A 20080-nucleotide genomic window follows, 5' to 3' on the forward strand; every position below is an offset into this window, starting at 1 on the left:
GAGGAAAGGTAATTATGGCGTTGCAAACAAAAAAGAGCATTCATGCAAACAGAATAACCTGCTTTTCCAGCTGTCCGTATGAGTTATGACCATGATAATGAATAATCTCCCGTAAATAATCAGGAGTTTTATGATAAAAAGAAATGGATAGCAGCAAGAAGACATGGATGATCAATACATAGAGTGAAAATCCTGGAAACGCTTCAGGATAAACAAAAATCATTACATATTCGTACAAAACTACCCATTCTGTACCAATAAAAAGACAGGCGGGGCTTTAGGGTAAATCCAGAATTAAAAAACAAACCAGGCCGATATTAATGTATGGAGATATAATGAAAAATTTAAAAAAAGAACCTCGTCTCCTTAGTAAAAGGAAGGCGAAGTTCTTTACGAATGGTCACGATATTAATTTTTCAAGGCTGTGTACAAAAAGGGAAGTGCTTTTATTTCATATAACGATGCTCTCTCAAACTATTTAAACTGGTAATTTCCCGTAATAGTTTTTCACCATTATTCGTTTCTCTCACTTTTTTGCGTTCCAGTTCTTCATCCACCAGTCTCTTTACAGACAATACATCCGTCTCTTTGTTTAATACGTCCTCTTTCGAGTTAAACAGCTTATGAGCAACCAGCTGCATCCCGTAAGAGTTGTATAAGAGCGTGTAGCCGGCTATTCCAGTAGTAGATTGATACGCTTTCGAGAATCCTCCGTCAATGACGATCATCTTGCCATTCGCTTTGATCGGATCCTCTCCGTCAATTTCTTTCACCGGCGTATGCCCGTTGATAATCCGGCCCTGGTCAGGATTAAGATCAAACTCGGCGAGCATACTGCGGCATATTTCCTCGTCTTCACGCAAATAATAATATGGATTTTTTCTTTCTTTGTGCGTTTCTTTTTCTTTAATAAAATAACGCTCGAAGGTGGTCATTTCTCTTTTTCCAAAGAGAGAGGAGTTTTCCCCTGTCCATAAATACCAGATCATGTCTGTTGCGAAGTCATCGGTGTCTTCTGGATGAGCAAAGGCATAGCGTACGTAGCTCTCAAAAACATCCAACAGCTCCCGGCCGGCATAAGTGACATCTTCAATTTCCATTTCTTTCATGTTTCCGTTCTCATTTAAAGGAATACATCCATGAATCAATAAGTTTCCGTTGTATTTCAAATAAAGGCTGCCTTTTTTCATCAGGAAATTCATATGTCTGGTCAGTTTTTCGGAGTGTTGAATAGAGAAGAGCAGCTTATCAATGACCTGCTTTTCTTCTTCTAATAATTCATCAGGTCGTTCTGGATTGACTGTCGCAAAGCAGCTGTTTTCCAACGGATACGTTTTCCCATGAATGGTGACTTCCTGTTTCTCATAATCCACTTTTTCAAGCAAAAGCCGATCTTCCATGTTTAAGCAGGGGCGTCTCTTAATGATCGGGCTTTCCATTTTGAACTGGATAATGGAAATAGCCTGATGAATCTTGGTAATCTGCAGCTGTTCCTGCTCGGTCAATTTATCACCGGCATTACGCTTCGGCTGAAAAGCTGGGTTATCATCGTAATATTTCTCCGCCAGATTCAGAAGCGGCCGCAGGTTGATGCCATATACATCTTCGATGATATCAAGGTTGTTGTAACGCGCGCAGATACGGATGATATTTGCCAGACAGACGGTAGAGCCGGCATAAGCACCGAGCCATAGAACATCGTGATTTCCCCACTGAATGTCGACAGAGTGGTGGTTGATAAGAGTATCCATGATTTTGTGCGGATCCGGGCCACGGTCGTAAATGTCTCCTACTACATGAAGATGATCCACGACCAGCCGCTGCGTAGTGTACGCCAGGCCAACGATCAATTTATCGGCCTGTCCCAGGGAAATAATGCGTTCGAGCATCTTTCCGTAGTATTCTTTCTTGTTTTGGAATTCATCCGTTTTATATAATAATTCCTCAATAATATACACAAACTGGGAAGGCAGCGCTTTGCGCAATTTGGAACGTGTGTATTTGGAAGAAGCATAGGACACAAGCTTCAGCATGTGCTCGATGCTGTCTATGTACCATTCCTGCAGTTCCTGTTTACTGCTGAAATTACTTTTTACGAGCTGGAGTTTCTCTTCCGGATAATAAATCAAGGTCGCAAATTCATTGATTTCCCATTCCTTCAGTTCGTCTTTGAAAAGGTCATTGATTTTCATTTTTACGTTGCCGGAACCATTCCGCAACACATGTTGAAATGCCTGATACTCCCCGTGTAAATCACTTACAAAATGCTCCGTTCCTTTAGGCAGATTAAGTATGGCTTCAAGATTAATAATTTCAGTGACGACTTTTTCTTCACTTTCATATTTTTGTGCCAATAAGTCTAAATACTTTAAATTTACCATTAGGAAACCCCTCTCTATTTCCGATAAAGGACGGTTTATCTGTATTGAATCCATGTCTCTCATTCACCAGTAGAAGCTGTCTGTATACCCTTAGTTTATAGGAGATACCCTGCAGTATCCAGTAAAATAACAATTTTAGTTACTCATATGGATTAGCCGTGACTCCTAAGGAAGAGGCGCGGACCATAATCCAGGCTATCCAAAGCGGAGAGGTCCTCGGCATTTCCTGTAACGACTACGCCAATGACGTTGATATCTTCTTCCTCTATACTCGAATGGTCTCTTTTTTACATTTTTTAGGTTTAATAATTTTGACTGCTGATAAAGAAAATAAACTTGAAGGATGATTCCATGAAACTGCTTAAAAATCCCTATTTCATCTTGTTAAGTATTTTATATTTTATGGAGTTTCTTTTATTAGTTGTTTCGAATCTAAATTCGGTTCCTACGCTGAGTACTTTTAGCTTTTTTATAGTTTTCACTTTCTAAAAGATAGGATGAAAAACGAATAAATTCAAAAGTCGGGAGTGGATAGTATTGAAAACGATATTGGCTTATGACAAAACAAGCAGATATGGGATACGTTACATTACAAAGAAAAGATTTCCTCGTATTGTGAGTACGGAAGACCTTAATGAAGAAGCACCGGTTATGGTAGATGTTAATAGTAAAAACGCTATACATGGATTTGAACTGACAGGTAAAGATGCGCAGAAATTAGAAAGATGGCTTTCATAAACAGAAGATCCTTTTCAAAAAAGAGGACGTCTATTGCTTGAGGGTTACAGATGATGAAATTCAAAGTAAAGAGAGCGTGTTAGGGGTGGAGTTTCTTTTTGCAGGTAAAGACTATACGGACTTTGCAGGTATTAACATTATAGATACAAATAAGTATTCCAGCAGCTTTCTTGATCGCTTCACGATAGGTGCGGTTAGATGAAAAACGGTTCAATAGGAAAACAACAAGGGGGAGTTTATGAGTACACAAATCATCGAGGCGATTCGTACATTGGATTTCAATCAGGCCGAACAAGTGTGGAAAGGGAGCGGCAATAAAAAAGAAATCAGTGACGCCGTTCTTGAATGGAGCTTTGATACAGAGTCTGTTGTTTCCTACACATTTGCCCAGCATCTTATCGCAAAAAATCAGGATAATATTCCAATTTTAATAGAGGGACATGATCTGGCCATAGAATTACTAATACACCCGATTTGTCATATCGAAGGCGCTTATTATTCTGCGTTATACCATACTAGAGAAATGATCAGGTTAACCAATCATCAAGACCTTGGGTACTTAGAATATCTGCTTTTTCTAAATGAAGTTCCCGATCACGTCGTGCCGGATGAGGAAGCCGAAAAGACAAGCCGTTATATATTATCGAAGGAGCCAAAAAACCTTATTGCGAAAGAATGGTTGAAAAGCAGGAAATAGCAAAATTTTTAGTAGAACTGCTCATTTCCAATAGAAAGTTGGCAGCAGGAGACCACTGTGTTTTCATGGCAAAGCGCAGTAAAGTATGAAATAGAAGCGAGGGTGCCTAATGATTATAATCTCAAAAAACCCTAAAGGCAGAGTGTATAGAAGACTTATTGATATGGCTTTTGAACATTGCGACATGTTTGAACTGGTGTTACTGGATGACAGCACGAAAGAGCACTATAAGCACGTATTTGAACCGCTTGAGTCGTCTTACATAGAATCCAAAATACAGTCAGAGTGGGCAAGTAATCGATTAATAGAAGACACAGCTACAGTGTGTTATTTCCGTACAACAGAAGAAGCAAAGCGCGTATTAAAAAAGAAGGCTTCTTCCCTATTTGCCTGGGGGACCTCTACGTCACTTCCGGAAGATTTGAGCTTCTATAAAAACGGAAAAGTGTGGATGGCTGTATCGGGTCACGAAAAAGAAGCTGTTCTGGATTTGGAGTCAGCAGACGAAACTCTTCAGGTTTTAAATACAAAAGGTTTGAAGTGGGAGTATATCGAAACAGAGGAGCGGGATTAGACTTAATCGAAATGAAGCTTACCATAGGGGCAGACCCTCTATAAGTTATAACGTTATACCTACTAACTTTATAAAAAAACAAAGCACAAGTCGTGAAGCCACCTGTGCTTTGTTTTTACTGTTTTTATACAGGTGCTGTAAAAGCATCGGAGATAGTCCACAGGAGAGCAGATCGCCAACAGTCGTTTGACTTAAAGGAAAATATTTGAAAAAATAGACGAATGCTGGGGAGGAGATCGAAATTGAGACTTTCCGGAAAAGCTGTAACTAATGTAGGAATGATTATACTTTTGACAGCTGTCACGATTAATATGATAAATGCAGATGAATCGCCTTCGAGTCAAATTCAATTAACGGCCTATATCGGTATTGCTGCAGCATTAATAGGTCTAATTCTTTCCGCCATATCCTACGCTGTAAATAAAGGGAAAAGAAATTAATTAAATCCAGGGCGATTGGTCTTGAAGCTTTTTTATGAAAGGTCATTTTGTTTTTTCCGAAAAGGGGATACCTATGAAATGTCACTTATCTATATTAATTTTTAGCGGTACCTTCTTATTCGGCCTATACTTATTGTTTTTCGGTTTTAATGATGACTGTGACTTTTGACTTTATTTTGCACTTATTTAAGTGATATTTTGCACTAAAATTAAGCCGATATCTCACATTAAAAGAGAGATATCGGCTTATAAAATTTTCTATTAAAATAGGAATGAGAACAGAGCGTTGAATGTGCCATTTTCAAATAGGATATAAATTCCTAATCCTATAAAGACGATTGGAACGATCCAACGTTCATATTTTTCGATTTTATCTGAAACAAAATTCAAGGAAGCCAATCGATAGCTGATTAGACATAGAACACCAACCATGATCATGAAAACAATGACGGCAATAATGATTTCCATCATATTTAAAGTCGTAAAGTACGGTATATAGATAGCGAAATCATCCGCACTGGAAGCCAGTACAATGAAAGTGACCGTTATGAATAATTGATTGAATCTACCTGAAGAGAAGAAGGAGAGAATGTTGCCTTCATCTTCGTCTTCTTCACCTTGAATCCATATTTTTATACCCAGGTAAAGCGGCAGCAGTCCAAGCAGTCCGATTATCCATTGTTGGGGAACTAGATTGGCAACGCCCAATGACACCAGAAGACTCGCGAGTATAATAATGACTGTCCCAATATATTGTCCAATCCAGATATGTTTGATCTGGTTCCTTTTCTTTATTTGCGAAAACAGAAGAATCAATATGACGAGATAGTCGATTCCTGTCGCTACATAGACGGCAGCAGCTGTAAATGCCGTTACAATCATAGTTCCAACTCCAATTTTTCAGCATCAGTACTTTTATTTATCTGGGAAGAACCCAAGCTTAATTCATCTTCCTTCACACGCATAAGCCTCAAACCATTCATGGCCACCACTAAAGTGGCACCCATGTCCGAGAGAATCGCAATCCATAGTGTCAGCCATCCTGGGATGACCAACAATAGAGCAATCAGTTTGATTCCAATGGCAAAAGCGATATTCGCTTTGATGATGTTCAATGTTTTGCGGCTGAGCTTGATGGTAAAAGGCAGTTTCTTCAGGTCATCGCCCATTAAGGCGACATCTGCTGTTTCAAGAGCGGTATCTGTACCGGCGCCACCCATAGCGATACCAACGGTGGAAGCTGCCAGCGCCGGGGCGTCATTGACCCCATCGCCGACCATGCCTACATGACGATAATCAGTTTTTAGTTGCTTGATTACGTCTAGTTTATCCTGCGGGAGTAATTCAGATTGAATATCTGTGACACCGACATGTGAACCAATCGCACTGGCGGTACTATGATTATCCCCCGTAAGCATGACTGTTTTTTCGATGCCTACCTGATGCAGCTTCTGGATTACCGCTTTACTTGATTCGCGGACTTCATCCGCGACTGCAATAATTGCCTGAACTGTATTTTTCGTTCCTGCAACCATAACGGTCTTACCTTGTTCTTGAAGTGTTTTGACATCACTTTTAATTGCATCATTGAAATTAGCTGCCTCTATCTCTTCAAATAATGCCGGGCTGCCAACGTAATACATTTCATTATTGATTTTGCCCCGTATCCCTTTGCCTGTAATGGAAGAAAAGTCTTCGACAAAGATATCAGAATAAGGAAGGTTATAACTGTCTGCCTTCTTTATAATCGCGGATGCCAATGGATGCTGAGAACGATCTTCCAATGCTGTGATGACTGCCAGCATTTCCTTTTCATCAACTGCATTGTCGATTAAACGATAATCGGTTACAACCGGGACGCCTTTTGTGAGTGTGCCGGTCTTATCAAATGCAATGGCTTTTAATCCACCCATTTCTTCGAGGTAAACCCCCCTTTTATAAGGATTCCCTTCTTGGCAGCATTTCCGATTGCTGAAACAATCGCTATCGGCGTGGAAATCACCAATGCGCATGGACAACCTACAACGAGGACCGCTAACCCCTGGTATACCCAAGTAGACCAACTGGCACCGAAAAATAACGGCGGTACAATCGCAACCAGCACTGCGACACCCATAATGATGGGTGTATAATATTTTGCGAATTTATCAATGAATGCCTGGGCGGGGGCACGCTCACCCTGTGCTTCTTCCACCAGATGAATGATTTTGGCAATGGTCGTATCTTCAACCAATTTAGTGATTTTAACTTCCAGTAAGCCTTCTTCGTTCAGCGTCCCTGCAAACACTTCATCATCGAGCGATTTTTCAACCGGCACTGATTCACCTGTGATTGCTGCCTGGTTGATTGCAGAGTAGCCATTGACAATTACGCCGTCCATAGCAATTTTCTGTCCAGGCTTAACAATCATGATATCGCCCACAGCAATATCATTGACGTGCACTGTCATTTCCTGTCCGTTGCGTCTGACAAGTGCCTCTTTAGGAGCAATATCCATCAATGAACTGATGGATTGCCTTGCTCGATCCATCGAGAAACGCTCCAACGCTTCGCTGATGGCAAACAAGATGACCACGATTGCGACCTCGGCCCATTCTCCGATGATGACACCGCCAATCACTGCGACTGTCATCAGGGTTCGCATATCAAATTCAAACCGGACTAAATTCTGGAGACCCGTTTTCAGCATTGAAGCCCCTCCGACAATCATGGAAGTGATGAATAGCAGCGGTGTAAGAATATTGTCATCACCATTCACCAACATTGAAATGAAGCCAAAAGCGATAAACAGTAGCGAATAGAGCAGAGTGCTGTGCTTTTTATAAAATGGAATGGTTACTTCCTTTTCTTTTTTGTCTTGTCCACTTTCTTCCCGGGATTTCTCAGGCACCACTATGAGATTTTCAAATGCTCCTGCTTCTTCCAGTTCCTCAACCGTTGCAGAACCATATACAGAAATTTTTGATGCGCCAAAATTCACCTTCGCATCTTGAACTTCAGGTAGTTTCTTCACATTGTTCTCAAATGTGCCAGCACAGTTCGCACAGGAAAACCCCTGAACACGGTAAACTTTTTTTTCTTTATTTACTTCTGGTTGCGTTTGACGCCTAGACTTTTCAGGCACCACTTTGAGGTTTTCAAATGCCCCTGCTTCTTCCAGTTCCTCAACTGTTGCAGAACCATATACAGAAATTTTTGATGCGCCAAAATTCACCTTCGCATCTTGAACTTCAGGTAGTTTCTTCACATTGCGCTCAAATTTCCCTGCACAGTTCGCACAGGAAAACCCCTGAACACGGTAAACTTTTTTTTTCTTCTTCAGTCAGCTCTGCAATCCCTTCAGACATTGGTTATCACTTCTTTCCTATGTATTAATGCAATCGTCATGATTTCTTTAATATGCTGATCTTCCAGAGAATAGAACGCGAGTTTCCCTTCTTTCCTGAATCTAACGATGCCTTCTTTGTAGAGCGTGCGTAAATGATGAGATGCATTTGCTACAGTCACACCGAGTATATTTGCGATGTCACAGACGCATAATTCCTCTTCCTTGCATAAGGAATAGGTGATTTTTGCCCTATTCACATCGGCAATAGCCTTAAGCATCTGTGATATACCGGCAATATCGACAGTTTGTAAATTCTCTTGCATCCGGTTAACCTTTTCTTCGTCATAACAAAAAACTTCACATGTTTCTTTCTTATTCATACATACACCCCGTCATTCAAATATTTGTTTGAATATAGTATATCATCTTGTTTTTCTTTATTCAAGCAGACGTTTGAATAATAATAAATTTGTATAAGTTTTTCTCGACATAGAAAGAATTTTCTGGAATAAAGCTGAAAGAAATTACGATATCGTAAGTGAACTTTATTGTGATAAATAATTTATTCGTTCTTAAAAGTACACGTTTAGGAACGGTAATAATATGAGGAAAAAGAATCGTTATGAACGTCCGTAAAAGTTAAATTAAACTTTACGGGCGTTTTTTATGTCACATACACATTTACGAACGGAAACGAAATATTTTCCAAAAGGAATGTCAAAAAGAAAAGGAGCCTTAGGGAACCTTGTCACTATGCGTACCTCCAAGTAAGCAGCAAAGGTCAAAATGCCCGAGTTTAAGAAAGAACACTAGTTATCTCCCTACTTCTTAAGGTTTCTGATGTTGTCTTTGTGAGAAACAGAAGAGCGGTTAACGGAGAAGGGCATATATGGTAACGTTAGTAAGCGTAAAATAAATGAAGGAGGGCTCATGTGAATACTATACGCTAAGGTCTTCGCGCTACGGTTCTCATTCTAGCTGTCAGTCTTTTCTTTGTAGATTTTTTCATGTATTATAGCAGCGTTTATCAAACGCTTATGGGCTTTGTTGTGCTTATGTTTTTAGCAGAATACGAGAAAGATAGAAACACGGTGCAGCTGGCGTCAGTGGTACAATAGATTCCGGTGCTGCTGAACCGAGTAGTGGCTATGAGTTTGAATGTGTTGAGTGACCAATGTCATGTTTCTTGAGGAGGGATATTAGTGAGTATTTTTAGCTTATTTATTATCGCGTTAATTGGCATTGTGATTTTTTCTTTAGGCATGTGCACGTGGGCGACGATTCAACATTATCGCTCGACGAAAAACGAACAAAATATCTGCCTGGCAGAGTTAGAAGAGAAAAGAAAGAACGGGAGCAGTATTCAACTGACTCTTAAATGTTAAATAGAATCGATCATACTAAAAGAGGCAAAGACCTTCCGCTTAGGAGGCTTTGCTTCTTTTTTTATAGTTAAGTATTTCATGAGTACCGGATATTTTGTATTTGATTATCTATTGAAAAGTATAGAAGGTATCATTAGGTATTTAAAAAATCTTTATTATCTGTAATTACTGCAGAAATTATTTCTGCGCTATGAGAACATACAGCTTTTCGGCAGGGTGGAGCATTTTTGTGATGCGCAGCCCGGCTGAGATAAATGACTGTTCCATCTGTCCGGACGTGACTCTTGGTCCTTTGTGGCTGGAAGCACCTTTAGGTTCAAGTTCTACACAGATAAGAAAACCGTCCTTCTTTAATACATGCTGGATTTGATGCAGCACGGGAGCGATAGGGTCTATTTCATGAAGCACGAGCGAGGCAATGACTACATCGATGGAGTTATCAGCAGTGACAAAGCAGAAATTGGTACGATGTTCGTCAGCCCCTCCTTCACGGTTTTGGAGCGGATGATTTCGAGCATACTGTCATCCGTATCGAGTGCGTAAACAGTACCGGCTGTTTTTTTAGCCGCAGGGATGGAAAAATAACCGGTGCCGGCACCGAAATCGAGCACATCATCAGAGGATTTAAGCGGAATCATACCGAAAACTTCCTCCGGCGGCAGTTCATCTCTTCGTTCCTGGCTGTCTAAATAGGATACTTTTCCTTTATGGTGATGCATCGTCTATTTCCTCCTTTTTTACTTCAAGTACGTTTATGCAAATGATTCTTCTATTAAAGTCGAATTAACACCTGCGCCGGCCATGCTGCCTTCACCGGCGGCAATAATCAGCTGGGAGGGACCCGCCATTAACGTATCTCCGCATGCGAATACGCCGGGAGATCTGTTTGTTTCATTTGATCGACGTCTATTCCGCCGCGCTCGTTCAGGCTGCAGCCGAGTGATGCAGCGAAGGAAGAGCTCTGCTTCCATTCCGGTGTAATAAATCCGCCGGTTCGGCTGATAATAGTACCGTCTGCAAATGCTATTTCCTCAAGTGCCCCGTTTTTCCCGGTTAAGGAGTGGATTTTTTCTTCATATACCTTTATGTCTTTCCGGCCCAATGTTTCTTTTTCTGCGTCTGAGAGCTGCTTTCTGCCGTTCGTACATACGATAACATCATCCGTCCAGTTCGAAACGATTTTAGCCATGTGAAAAGCATGTGGATTTTCAGAAATAACGGCCAGCGGCTGATCCCGCAGTTCCCAGCCATCGCAGTAGGGGCAGCTGAACAGGCTGCTTCCGTAGAATTCTTCCACCCGTTTTACGTCCGGCAAGATCTCTTTGAAGCCGGTAGCCAGTATAATCTTTTTGGCCGTGTATACGTTGCCGTTTTCTGCTGTAATTTGAAAATACTCGTTGTCTTTATAAATCTCCTGCACCCGCTGCTTTTCAATGCGGACAGCCGGATACTTATCGAGCTCAGCCTGGGCAATTCGTTTTAATTCCTGGGGATTTATCCCATCCCGCGTAATAAATCCGTGTGATTCGGACGTGACCGCATTCCTTGGTTTGTTATCATCAAAAAGAATTGTTTTTCTTCGGGCGCGTCCGAGAACGAGAGAGGCATTTAAGCCCGCCGGCCCGCCGCCGATTACAGCGCAGTCGAGTATCATAAAATCATCTCCTTTTATTATAGATATTAAAGACTATTATTATCTTTAATAGAATAAAATATAGCATCCGCTTTAAAATAAGTCAACGAAAAGACAGCAGAACGGTTTCTGCTGTCTGTTTCGAGTTGGATAGTTAAAAGCCGGCGGTTGAATTTTTGATCCGCTGGACGGATGCCAGTAAAAAAAATGCGAAAACAACGATAGAGCCGACCCAATAGGAAGCCAGCAGAAAATCACCTGTTTCTACAGCAAGGTAAATGGCAGTAGGAATAGTCCGGGTTACCCCGTAAATACTGCCGGCAAACATCAATGTAGCCCCAAATTCCCCAAGAGCCCTGGCAAATCCGAGCATAAAGCCCGAGACGATGGATTTCTGCGCGAGAGGAAGCGTTACGTACAGAAATACTTCCCAGGCACTGGCTCCCATCTGTTTAGCGGCGTCTTCCAAATCGGTGTCCACTGCCTCAAATCCATTAATAAACGTTTGGTACACCAGTGGAAAAGCCACAACGGTAGCGGCAATCACGGCAGCAAGGTAAGAAAACACAATCGGCTGTTCAAACAGCCATTCGTAGGCGCTTCCGACCCAGCTGTTTCTGCCTAAAACAATTAACAGTCCGAACCCAATGACCGTGGGAGGCAGGACAAGAGGCAGCATTAATACCGTTTCAATGAACAGCTTACCCGGGAAATGGCGTTTTTTTAACCCCCATGCAGCGAAAAGAGCGGTGAGAAATGCCAGCAGGCTGGCCATACTAACAATGCGCAGGGAAACAATGATCGCGGTCCAGAATTCTGTTTCCATTTAGGGCAGCGCTCTTGCGAAGCCGTAGGATTCAAATACGTCCAACGATTCGTCTTCCTGCAGCCAGTAATAGAAATCCTGTGCTTCTCCATCTGCTTCATTTAACAGCCCAAAAGGATATGTTATAGGGTCGTGGGAATCTTCGGGTGCGTGATCGATAATGTTTATTTGTTCAGATGTTAGTGCGTCTGTTTGATAGACAATTCCCGCATCCACGTTTCCTGTCTCTACGTAAGTAAGCACCTGGCGGACATCAGAGCCATAAATGAGGTTTGCTTCTACATCCTTCCAAAGATTAAGGTTTTCCAGCGACTGCCGTGCATAGCGGCCGGCAGGGACCGTATCGGGTTCACCGATGGACACTCCCTGCAGTGCTTCACGGGTTATATCTTCCCATGCATGCAGTTCTTCTGCGGCGGAAGGAGAGGCCACCAGGGTTAATTGATTTTGCAGTAAATCAATGGATTCAGAAACAGATTCGTCTTGTTCCAGAAGTTCCATGTCGGAAATATCCGCTGATAAAAATATATCGGCGGGAGCTCCTTGGCTGATCTGCTGGCGGAGCTGCCCGGATGATCCATAATTAATGACTAATTCTACATTTTCCTATTCTTCGTACGTTAATTTAAGCTCTTCGAGAGCATCTGTAAGACTGGCCGCAGCCATGATAGAAATATCTGCACGCTCAGCTTCGCTTTGTCCACTGCCCGGAGAATCTATGCCGGGACTGCATCCTGCCAGAGCGGCGGCGGTCAGGGGGAAAAGTACGATAATGAAATGTTTTATGAATGTATAAAATGCCACGGTTTTCCTCCTCTAGATATAATCAGTTACAGCTAATTATATCTAGTTATACTTATATGTGAAATGCTTTTCTGTTCAGTTGGAATCGGAACATAAAACCTTCCTATCATATGTAAGCGTTATCATATATACTTAAAGATAGAGATAATCCGACAGGGCGGTCCTATTCACATACTCCTATCATACAGACGACTAAGCAGGCCTTTGATTAAATAAAAATTGAGGTGAGCTTCATGATGGCTGGTCAGGTAACAAAAGAGCAGTGGAAGCAGTTCGTGCAGGAAGGATCGCTGGATACGTCCAGAATCAGCAGGCGAATTGCGGCTTCCTGGTATCAATGCCGGAAGAGCGGTGTGGATCCTTACAACGGAAAAGGGGTTCTGCGTCTGGAAAATGAAGATCTTCAGAAGAAACGCGAGGAGAATAAGCGCCTGATTGAGATTGCAGTGCCTTTTATGCAAAAGCTGGCACAGATGTATGCACAGTCTAATATGATTATTCTGCTGATTGACAGGGACGGATATGTGTTAAAGCTGGTGGGACAGGACAGAGCAAAAGCGCTTGCGACCCACATTAATTTTACAGAAGGGGTGAAGTGGACGGAAAAAGAAGTTGGCACAAAATGCGATCGGGACGGCGCTTGCGACGGAAGAGGCGATTACGGTGAACGGCCCGGAGCACTTTTCCCTGGCCTCGCAAAGCTGGGGGTGTTCAGCTTCCCCGATCCGCGACGAGATGGGGGAGGTGCTTGGGGTTCTTGATATTTCCAGTCCATTTATGCCCGGCTATCACGAGCATCTGCTTGGTACGGTTGTTTCAGCTGCGTTTGCGATCGAACACAAATGGCAGCAGTTGATCAAAGAAGAAGAAATTGTTCTCATGCATTATGCACTCGAACATCTCGGAAAACAGGAGACATCCTTTCTTGTGGCGGACCGCAGGGGCCGTATTGTATATCTTTCTCCGGAAGCTAAAAAGAACCTGAGCGTATCTCCGGGTGACTCCACGAAGGTACTGCCTTTCTCTATGAACAGGAGGCCGGTGTATTCGATCGATGGCGGACAGGAGATTGGAAGCTTTATAACAGTCCCGGTGAAAGAGCCGGAACGATATGGCACAGGCTGGACGCAGACCTTTGCTTTTCGTGGTGCAGCAGGTTCAAGCAGCGCATTCAGACACGTGCTTATAAAAGCAGAAAAAGCCTCCCGGACCAACGTTACGGTGCATATTTCAGGAGAAACGGGAACCGGAAAAGAAGTCATGGCCCGGTCCATACATGAAAGCCATGCCGGGCCGAGTGCTCCGTTTATTGCCATTAACTGCGGAGCCGTTCCGGCCAATCTGCTGGAGAGTGAACTGTTCGGTTATGCGCCTGGATCGTTTACGGGCGCGAAAAAAGAAGGGGCGCCCGGAAAGATTATGCAGGCGGATGGAGGCACGCTGTTTCTGGATGAAATCGGTGAAGTGCCTGCTGCGATGCAGGTGGCACTGCTTCGGGTGCTGCAGGAAAAAGAAGTCACGCCGGTCGGAGGAGACAAGACGAGGCGCGTCCATTTCCGGCTGATCACTGCATCAAACCGATCGCTCGGCGAACAGGTACAGAACGGCACCTTTCGGGAGGATTTGTATTACCGGATTTATGTATACGCAATTCACCTGCCGCCGCTTCGCCGGCGCCGGGAGGATATTCCTGCTCTCGTACACTACTATTTTCATCAGAACGGACGTCCGTTTACGTGGACGGAGGAAGCGATTCAGGTGCTGCAGCGACAGGAGTGGAAGGGGAACATCCGTGAGCTTTTCAACGTGCTCGAAGGTTTGTATGTAGAGTTTCAGGAAGAAACGCCAGCTCCTCATCAGATTGAAGCCTACATGCAGCAGATTTCATCTGAACACGAGGAAGCACCGCCTGCTCCATCACTCTCTGTCCGGGAACAGATGGAAAAGGACTATCTGGAAAAGGCGCTTCGCCAGCATGGGGGAAAAGCTTCTCTGGCTGCGGAGCAGCTTGGCATTCCCCGAAGCTCCTTTTATCGAAAACTAGCGAAGTATAAACTTTCTTAAAAGACAGAGTGGGACGAAATGAGACAAATTGGGATATATCCCGGTTTGTCTCATTTTTGTATAAAGAAAAATAATAAAACGCCTTATTTGTAAGCGTTATCATTTTGGCATGGATATTGCAATATAACGTAGTAGAACGGCCGGCTTCCGGCATTATTTACTCAGAAGGAGGTTAACGAGAATGGGAGTATCGGAAATTCAAAAGCAGTCCCTCACGTCAGAAAAAGCAAAATGGATGTATCAGAAGATGGCGGAGATCCGCAGGTTTGAAGACCAGGTCCATGAAACGTTCAGCACAGGTGTACTGCCGGGATTTGTTCACTTGTATGCGGGAGAAGAAGCGGTGGCCGTAGGAGTATGCGCGCATCTCGATGATAAGGACAGTATTACAAGCACGCACCGGGGCCACGGCCACTGTATCGCTAAAGGGTGTGACCTGAAAGGGATGATGGCTGAGATTTACGGCAAGTCTACCGGACTCTGTAAAGGAAAAGGCGGATCGATGCATATCGCTGACGTCAGTAAGGGCATGCTTGGAGCAAACGGGATTGTAGGAGGTGGTTTCCCTCTCGCAACCGGAGCAGGGCTGTCTGCCAAGCTCCGCAAAACCGGCGGAGTAGCGGTGTGTTTCTTTGGCGACGGAGCCAATAACCACGGCACCTTCCACGAAGGCATTAATATGGCGGCGATTTGGAAGCTTCCGGTTATCTTTGTAGCCGAAAACAACGGCTATGCCGAAGCAACTCCGTTTGAATATGCGTCCAGCTGTGAATCGATTGCCGATCGGGCAGCCTCATACGGAATCCCGGGTGAAACGGTGGACGGAAAAGACACGATGGCGGTATATGAAGCAGCGGAGCGCGCTGTCGAACGGGCGAGAAATGGAGAAGGCCCGACATTAATTGAGTGCAAAACGTACCGGAACTACGGTCACTTTGAAGGAGACGCTCAGAAATACAAAACAAATGAAGAGCGCGATGAGCACTTAAAGGAACTGGATGCGATTATCCGCTTCCGTCAGCATGTACTGACTACAGACATGGCTTCAGAAGATGAGCTCCATTCTATTGATGAAAGTGTCAGAAAAGAAATAGAAGATGCCGTGGAATTTGCAGAGAAAAGTCCAATGCCGGAAGCAGACCAGCTGACGACAGACGTGTATGTAGATTACCAGCCAGGCGGGGAGGAATAAAAATGGCAAGAAAAATATCTTTTTCAGACGCAGTTAATGAGGCGATGGCCATTACGATGCGAAACGATGAACTTGTCATTCTGCTCGGAGAGGACGTAGCGGGTGGAGCGAATGTAGACCATCTGCAGGATGAGGAAGCATGGGGAGGCGTCATGGGCGTAACCCAGGGACTTGTCCAGGAATTTGGCCGGGACCGTGTTCTTGATACACCGATCGCAGAAGCGGGCTATGTAGGAGCGGCTGTGAGTGCCGCGGCTACCGGTATGAGGCCGATCGCCGAGCTGATGTTTAACGATTTTATCGGCAGCTGCCTCGATGAAGTGATGAATCAGGGTGCAAAGCTGCGCTACATGTTTGGCGGGCACGCGAAAATCCCTCTCGTTATCCGGACGATGCACGGAGCCGGTTTCCGGGCGGCGGCTCAGCACTCGCAGAGCCTGTATGGCATGTTTACAGCCATTCCAGGATTGAAAGTGGTTGTACCGTCAACGCCGGCTGATGCCAAAGGACTTTTAATCTCCGCAATTGAAGACGATGACATTGTGATCTTTTTTGAAGACAAAACGCTCTACAACGTAAAAGGAGAAGTGCCCGAGGGTCATTACAAAATTCCGATCGGCAAGGCGGATATTAAGCGGGAAGGCAGCGATGTGACGATTGTTGCTATCGGAAAGCAGGTGCAGACGGCACTTGATGCAGCGGATAAACTGGCGGAAAAAGGCATTCAGGCCGAAATTGTAGATCCCCGCAGCCTGTCACCGCTTGATGAAGATACGATTTTAAAATCGGTTCAAAAAACGAGCCGTCTCATTATTGTGGATGAGGCAAATCCGCGCTGCAACGCTGCAACGGATATTTCAGCCATGGTAGCGGATAAAGGCTTTGATTTCCTCGATGCCCCGATAAAAATGGTAACCGCGCCGCACAGTCCGGTTCCGTTTTCTCCATCGCTCGAAGACCTGTATCTGCCGTCGCCGGAGAAGATTATTCAAGTGGTCGCTGAACTGATTGATGACGAATCAATTGTGGCAAGCTGATAAATCCAAGAACAGGCTGAAGGAGAGTGAGACGCATGGCACAGGAAGTGGTGATGCCTAAATTTGGAATGAGCATGGAGGAAGGTACAATTGTAGAATGGCTCGTGAAACAAGACGATAAAGTCAAAAAAGGGGATCCCCTCGTTACGATCAGCTCTGACAAAATCACAAACGACCTGGAAGCTCCGGCTGACGGAGTTATTATAGAAGTGATTGCGGATGTGGATGACACCCTGGCAGTAGGGAAGACGCTTGCCTATATTGGGGAAAAAGGAGAAAAGCCCCAGCCGGGAGCCGAAACAGACAGCAACGCACCGGAAGCCAAAGAAGAGGAGCCTGCTTCTGCGGAGGTAAAAGATGCGCCGAAGACAAATGGGCGCTCCGCGTCGGATTCCAGAAATATCAAAATTTCACCGGCCGCCAAAAAGCTGGCAAAATCAAAAAACATTCCGCTTGAAGCGCTCACGGGAACAGGCCCGCAGGGACGAATCACGAAGCAGGATGTAGAAAACTATGCTGAGCCAGCTACGGAGAAGCCGGCGTCGCAGACAGATATCGTTCCTTACGCTGGTATAGAAGAAGCAGTGACGAAAACACCGGTACGAGGCATGCGAAAAGCGATTGCGGACAATATGTATCAAAGCCTGCAGCAAAGCGCGCAGCTGACTTTAATGAAAAAAGCAGACGTCACCGACCTGCTCCACGTGCAGAAGCAGGCCAAACAGAGCCTGGAGACAAGCGGAGAGACCGTGCCGCTGACGCTGACTGCTTTTATTGCAAAAGCAGTGGTAAAAAGCCTGCTGGCTCATTCCGGTATGAACAGTGCGTATATAGAAGACGCGATTCACACGTATCCGCACGTTCATTTAGGTATTGCCGCATCGCTGGAAAATGGCCTGGTCGTACCGGTAGTGTTCCACGCTGAGCGGCAAACAGTGCTGGGACTAGCGGAGAGCATTCAAACCCTGGCAGAAAAAGCGCGCGAAGGCCAGCTTGACACGCATGAAATGTCGGGATCCACGTTTACGATTACAAACCTGGGAGCAACAGGTATCGAGTATTTTACACCGATTCTGAACCCTCCGGAAGCCGGCATTCTAGGCATTGGCTCGCTCCAGGAAGAAGTGGTCATGGTGGAAGGAAAGCCCGTGGCACGAAGATTTCTGCCGCTCAGCTTAACCTTTGACCACCGTACTATTGACGGCGATCCGGCAAGCCGGTTTTTAAAGGATGTCGCATCAGCACTGGAGCATCCGTATCAGATGCTGCTGTAGGAGGTGGTCTGATGAAGGAGAATCAGACAGAACTTCTTATTCTTGGTGCGGGCCCCGGGGGATATGTGGCAGCGATCCGCGCCGCCCAAAAAGGCAGGGAGGTGACGATCGTTGATAAGGGGGAGCTTGGCGGCACATGTTTAAATGTGGGCTGTATTCCTTCGAAGGCGTTAATCGAAGCCGGGCACTACGCAGCAACTCCCGTCCGCGCGGCGCCGGCCGGCATTCATTTCCCGGAGCCGGAGATTAATTTTCAACAGCTGCAGCAGTGGAAATCAGGTATTGTGCAACAGCTTACCGGAGGCGTGAAAGGACTGCTGCAGGCAGCGGGAGTAACTATTGTAAAAGGAGAAGCGGCTTTCGTTGATCCGAACCGAGTGAAAGTGGCGGGGAGAGGAAGGAAATCACATTCTCTTACTGTATTGTGGCGACCGGCTCCTCTCCTGTTGAAATTCCGGCATTTCCGTTTAATGAACGAACGCTCTCATCGACAGAGGCGCTTGCTTTAACCAAAAAGCCGAAGTCGATAACGGTGATCGGCGGAGGTTATATCGGCATCGAGCTTGGAACGATGTTTGCGAATTTCGGTACGGAAGTGACCATTATCGAAGGACTGTCCGCTATTCTGCCGGGGTTTCCGGGTTCCATGTCCGGGCTTGCTGCGAAGGAGCTGAAAGCACGTTCGAATGTAGCAGTATATACCAATACAAAGGTAACAAAGGTAGAGACGGGCGGTCAGTCGGCTTACGTTACGTATGAAAAAGACGGTCGAACGGAAACGAAAGAAAGTGAGTATGTGCTTATTACAGTGGGGAGAAAGCCAAATACAGAGAAACTGGGGCTGGAAAAGGCGGGCATTCAAACAGATGATAAAGGCTTTATTGCAGTAAGCCCGTCCTGCCGCACGGATGTATCCCATATTTTTGCGATCGGTGACATCACCCCCGGTCCTGCTTTGGCCCACCGCGCGTCGATGCAGGGGAAACTAGTAAGTGAGGCGCTGGAAGGGCAGGATGGAGACAGCACCGACTTCGTTATTCCAGCTGTTGTCTTTTCCGATCCGCCGCTCGCAACCGTCGGTTTATCGAAAGAATCGGCAGAAAAAGAAGGGTATGACGTGAGCGGTGAAAGCTTCCCGATGAGTCATAACGGCCGTGCATTGACGTTAAATGCAGCATCCGGCATGGTGACGCTGATTACGGATGCTGCAGATGGAACGATATTAGGGGCAGAAGCATCCGGTGAAGGCGCTCCGGAGCTGATTAATGAGCTAGCCGTCTGTATTCAATCAGGCTTAACCGCCGAAGATGTATCCCTTGTCGTTCACGCGCATCCGACGCTTGGAGAAAGTGTCATGGAAGCAGCGGAAAAAATAATAGGTACGCCGATTCATCAATTATAAAAACAGGAGAGCTTCGGTTCTCCTGCTTTTTAATGTGGAAAATCATCGAAAAAGTATCAATTCGCCAATAACGATTTACATTTTTGTTATACTAATAAAGACTTTCTCTGCCCACAGGACTTGGCGGCGTACTGTTTTTTTCTTATACTATGTATCATAGAAGGGAGTTAAGGATAACGATGACCTCAATAAATCTACTTGTACTTGTGATCAGTCTGGGAGCCGCCGTTTTTGCATGGCTTCAGGCAAATACAGCCAAAAAACAGGCACAGGCCGCTTTAGAGCAGGTTACTATTGCCAGGATC

At 44.8% G+C, this 20080-nt stretch carries 19 protein-coding genes and 3 pseudogenes; 12 read left to right on the forward strand and 10 right to left on the reverse strand.

All coding sequences use genetic code 11. From position 1 onward, the window contains the following. Nucleotides 1-446 precede the first annotated feature (446 nt). Nucleotides 447-2381 carry a fructose-1,6-bisphosphatase gene (locus tag MMY81_RS31530; protein ID WP_252315929.1) on the reverse strand — a complete coding sequence of 645 codons (1935 nt, stop codon included), beginning with the start codon at nt 2379-2381 and terminating at the stop codon, nt 447-449. Nucleotides 2382-2918: 537 nt separating this feature from the next. On the opposite strand from MMY81_RS31530, the gene MMY81_RS31535 reads away from it, so the two are divergent. The 5 genes from MMY81_RS31535 to MMY81_RS31555 all read left to right on the forward strand — a co-directional run bounded on the left by MMY81_RS31535 (nt 2919) and on the right by MMY81_RS31555 (nt 4830). After that, a complete protein-coding gene (locus MMY81_RS31535; protein WP_252315930.1) occupies nt 2919-3119 on the forward strand; it encodes a hypothetical protein in 201 nt (66 codons plus the stop codon). Between the two features lie 37 nt (nt 3120-3156). Further along, nucleotides 3157-3321 (forward strand): hypothetical protein, encoded by a 165-nt coding sequence (locus tag MMY81_RS31540; protein ID WP_252315931.1) that lies wholly within the window; start codon nt 3157-3159, stop codon nt 3319-3321. 36 nt (nt 3322-3357) lie between these two features. After that, nucleotides 3358-3816: a hypothetical protein gene (locus MMY81_RS31545; protein WP_252315932.1), complete on the forward strand. Its 459-nt coding sequence runs from the start codon at nt 3358-3360 to the stop codon at nt 3814-3816. A gap of 109 nt (nt 3817-3925) precedes the next feature. After that, nucleotides 3926-4390: a stage III sporulation protein AH gene (locus tag MMY81_RS31550; protein ID WP_252315933.1), complete on the forward strand. Its 465-nt coding sequence runs from the start codon at nt 3926-3928 to the stop codon at nt 4388-4390. A gap of 242 nt (nt 4391-4632) precedes the next feature. Continuing rightward, nucleotides 4633-4830, forward strand: coding sequence for a hypothetical protein (locus MMY81_RS31555; protein WP_252315934.1), 198 nt, complete (start codon nt 4633-4635; stop codon nt 4828-4830). A 261-nt stretch (nt 4831-5091) separates the two neighbouring features. Here the strand turns inward: MMY81_RS31555 and MMY81_RS31560 are convergent, their stop codons facing one another. The 3 genes and pseudogenes from MMY81_RS31560 to MMY81_RS31570 all read right to left on the reverse strand — a co-directional run bounded on the left by MMY81_RS31560 (nt 5092) and on the right by MMY81_RS31570 (nt 8538). Further along, the gene (locus MMY81_RS31560) at nt 5092-5712 is read right to left on the reverse strand and encodes a CadD family cadmium resistance transporter (protein WP_252315935.1); all 621 of its coding nucleotides are present in this window, start codon (nt 5710-5712) and stop codon (nt 5092-5094) included. Beyond that, nucleotides 5709-8152, reverse strand: a pseudogene (locus MMY81_RS31565) (heavy metal translocating P-type ATPase). Before MMY81_RS31565 ends, MMY81_RS31560 begins: the two are co-directional and overlap by 4 nt. Before the next feature lie 17 nt (nt 8153-8169). Then, nucleotides 8170-8538 (reverse strand): ArsR/SmtB family transcription factor, encoded by a 369-nt coding sequence (locus tag MMY81_RS31570; protein WP_252315936.1) that lies wholly within the window; start codon nt 8536-8538, stop codon nt 8170-8172. A gap of 822 nt (nt 8539-9360) precedes the next feature. Here MMY81_RS31570 and MMY81_RS31575 point away from each other — a divergent pair. Next, the gene (locus MMY81_RS31575) at nt 9361-9543 is read left to right on the forward strand and encodes a hypothetical protein (protein WP_252315937.1); all 183 of its coding nucleotides are present in this window, start codon (nt 9361-9363) and stop codon (nt 9541-9543) included. 177 nt (nt 9544-9720) lie between these two features. Here the strand turns inward: MMY81_RS31575 and MMY81_RS31580 are convergent, their stop codons facing one another. The 6 genes and pseudogenes from MMY81_RS31580 to MMY81_RS31605 all read right to left on the reverse strand — a co-directional run bounded on the left by MMY81_RS31580 (nt 9721) and on the right by MMY81_RS31605 (nt 12806). Continuing rightward, nucleotides 9721-9951: a hypothetical protein gene (locus tag MMY81_RS31580; protein WP_252315938.1), complete on the reverse strand. Its 231-nt coding sequence runs from the start codon at nt 9949-9951 to the stop codon at nt 9721-9723. A gap of 14 nt (nt 9952-9965) precedes the next feature. Then, a complete protein-coding gene (locus MMY81_RS31585; protein ID WP_252315939.1) occupies nt 9966-10262 on the reverse strand; it encodes a class I SAM-dependent methyltransferase in 297 nt (98 codons plus the stop codon). A gap of 128 nt (nt 10263-10390) precedes the next feature. After that, nucleotides 10391-11197, reverse strand: a complete 807-nt coding sequence (locus MMY81_RS31590) for an NAD(P)/FAD-dependent oxidoreductase (protein ID WP_308215547.1) — start codon at nt 11195-11197, stop codon at nt 10391-10393. A gap of 133 nt (nt 11198-11330) precedes the next feature. Continuing rightward, on the reverse strand, nt 11331-12002 hold the full coding sequence (gene modB, locus MMY81_RS31595) for a molybdate ABC transporter permease subunit (RefSeq protein ID WP_252315940.1): 672 nt from the start codon (nt 12000-12002) through the stop codon (nt 11331-11333). After that, nucleotides 12003-12593 (reverse strand): annotated as a pseudogene (modA, locus tag MMY81_RS31600) (molybdate ABC transporter substrate-binding protein); the annotation flags it as partial. It lies immediately after the preceding gene. A gap of 15 nt (nt 12594-12608) precedes the next feature. Further along, nucleotides 12609-12806 (reverse strand): hypothetical protein, encoded by a 198-nt coding sequence (locus MMY81_RS31605; RefSeq protein ID WP_252315359.1) that lies wholly within the window; start codon nt 12804-12806, stop codon nt 12609-12611. Between the two features lie 233 nt (nt 12807-13039). On the opposite strand from MMY81_RS31605, the gene MMY81_RS31610 reads away from it, so the two are divergent. The 6 genes and pseudogenes from MMY81_RS31610 to lpdA all read left to right on the forward strand — a co-directional run bounded on the left by MMY81_RS31610 (nt 13040) and on the right by lpdA (nt 19775). After that, complete coding sequence (locus MMY81_RS31610) at nt 13040-13567, forward strand: sigma-54-dependent transcriptional regulator family protein (RefSeq protein ID WP_252315941.1); 528 nt, start codon at nt 13040-13042, stop codon at nt 13565-13567. Beyond that, complete coding sequence (locus tag MMY81_RS31615) at nt 13470-14870, forward strand: sigma-54-dependent Fis family transcriptional regulator (protein ID WP_252315942.1); 1401 nt, start codon at nt 13470-13472, stop codon at nt 14868-14870. The genes MMY81_RS31610 and MMY81_RS31615 overlap by 98 nt, the downstream gene beginning before the upstream one ends. Before the next feature lie 181 nt (nt 14871-15051). Further along, entirely contained in the window at nt 15052-16062 is a 1011-nt protein-coding gene (locus MMY81_RS31620) for a thiamine pyrophosphate-dependent dehydrogenase E1 component subunit alpha (RefSeq protein WP_252315356.1), read from the forward strand. A 2-nt stretch (nt 16063-16064) separates the two neighbouring features. Further along, entirely contained in the window at nt 16065-17099 is a 1035-nt protein-coding gene (locus MMY81_RS31625; RefSeq protein ID WP_252315355.1) for an alpha-ketoacid dehydrogenase subunit beta, read from the forward strand. 35 nt (nt 17100-17134) lie between these two features. Next, nucleotides 17135-18373, forward strand: coding sequence for a dihydrolipoamide acetyltransferase family protein (locus MMY81_RS31630; protein WP_252315354.1), 1239 nt, complete (start codon nt 17135-17137; stop codon nt 18371-18373). Between the two features lie 11 nt (nt 18374-18384). Next, nucleotides 18385-19775 (forward strand): annotated as a pseudogene (gene lpdA, locus MMY81_RS31635) (dihydrolipoyl dehydrogenase). Nucleotides 19776-20080 lie beyond the last annotated feature (305 nt).

Source organism: Sinobaca sp. H24 (genome assembly GCF_023845525.1).